This window comes from Treponema sp. Marseille-Q4523, assembly GCF_016901105.1.
Classification (GTDB): Bacteria; Spirochaetota; Spirochaetia; order Treponematales; family Treponemataceae; genus Treponema_D.
In genome coordinates this window covers 1-1,750 of the sequence record NZ_JAFEVM010000085.1, presented here as the reverse complement: position 1 = coordinate 1,750, position 1,750 = coordinate 1, and the positions used below count along the sequence as shown (strand labels likewise).

The window sequence follows — 1,750 nt, the reverse complement described above, 5'->3', positions numbered from 1 at the left end:
GATATATATTTTGTGTTTAATAATAACGCGAAACATAAACCTATAACCAGATGAAAAATAACACTTAAAATAGTAAAGTATAATGTATTGCCGAGAGCTGTATGGAATATCGGATCTTCCAGAATTGTTTTATAATTTACCATCCCTATAAAACGAGGAGATTTATTCATTATAACATTATCCATTACCGAATATGAAATAACGGTAGCCATCGGATAGAGCATTAGAATTCCCAACAATAGAATTGCTGGTAAGAGGTATATATAGGGTTTTAAAATTCGCTTAAATTTTATCATTCTTTACCTGCCGATATCCGGCTATCCGTTCAGATAATAACGATCGGTTTGCAGTTTTTAACAAACCGACCGTTATAGTTACTTATTATTACGTTTTTGTTGTCTTAAAATTCTTTTGCCCATTTTGCCTGAATTTTTTCGACAGCCTGACGGCTTGTTTGTTTCTTATCCAATACAAGCTGTAATTCCGTATCAAATTGGCGCATAAGTTCTTCTGCAACAGGCAAACCTACAAATTCATTTGCAATATAACCTTTTTGGAATATGTCAAAGCCTTGTTTAAAAAGTTCATCGGATTTAACAAAATCGGGAGTTGCTTTAACGTTACCGGGAAAGGCGTTTGCAATTGAAACAAGTTTCGTATTAATTTCCGCACTCATCAAGAAAGAAACAAGTTTCCATGCTTCTTCTTTGTGTTTGCTGTTTTTACTTATACCAATACCCCACGCCGCATAAGGCAAACCGCGTGTCCCCGTATAACCGTCTTCTGCCGGGATCGCGGTAATTGCAAAACGCAGTTTCGGATTACGCTCACGGATCATATTAATATGAGCAAGCGTATCTACCATCATTCCAATTCGACCGTTTGCAAATTCCTCAACTTTATCTTGTTCCTGCTTTGTAAAAGAACCGGGAGAAATAAGACCTTCACTATACAGTGTCTGGATAAAGTCGATTGTTCCGATTACATCTTGTGTAACAAGATTCGGCTTTCCGTTTTTTAACATTGTCTTTCCGGAAGCCCACAACCATGAAAGAACATCATTTTGAATCCCGTTGGGAGATTGTAAAGAGAGCGGAAGTACCCATCCATATTGATTTTTTGAAGCATTCGTCAGTTTTCTTGCAGCTGCTACAAAGTCACTTCTGGAAGAAGGCATTTTTTTTATTCCGGCATCATCAAACATATTCAGATTGACAAAAATAGGGTAGACAAAAGTTGCTACCGGAAACATATAACTTTTACCGTCAAGTTTTATGATCGCTGCTATTTCTTTCGGATTAAAACCTCCTTGATTCATAAAAGAATCAAGAGGTGCAATCGCCCCTTGTTTTGCCAAATCATTTACCCATGCCCCGTCAAGACCTACGACATCGCTTAAAGTCTCTGTAGCAGCGCCTGTTACGATTTGATCTCTTGTATTTGAATAAGGACCGCTAACTAATTTGACTTTGATATTCGGGTTTTTCGCTTCAAATTCGTCCATCAATGCCCGAAAAGCTCCCTGTGGTAATTCCGGTTCCCACCATTGAATAAATTCAATAGTAACAGTTTTTTCTTTTCCGACTTGTTCGCTCTCTCCTTTTGCCATAAGCAGCGCGGCAACAACGCTACATAACAAAAATACCATAAATCCTTTTTTCATTTCAGGTTCCTCCTTATGAAAGGTCATATGTTCTATTTATTATGTATGCTTTTTTCTTATTTGTCAATCTTTTTATCATATATAATC

General features: G+C 37.0%; 1 protein-coding gene. It reads right to left on the bottom strand.

Features of this window, described 5'->3' with window-relative positions; genetic code table 11:
- Positions 1-400: 400 nt before the first annotated feature.
- The gene (locus JSQ97_RS12795; protein WP_205076405.1) at positions 401-1,663 is read right to left on the bottom strand and encodes an ABC transporter substrate-binding protein; all 1,263 of its coding nucleotides are present in this window, start codon (positions 1,661-1,663) and stop codon (positions 401-403) included.
- Positions 1,664-1,750 lie beyond the last annotated feature (87 nt).

Excerpts from the sequence above, each read along its gene's own strand:
- JSQ97_RS12795 (WP_205076405.1), bottom strand. The coding sequence starts at position 1,663 with ATGAAAAAAGGATTTATGGTATTTTTGTTATGTAGCGTTGTTGCCGCG.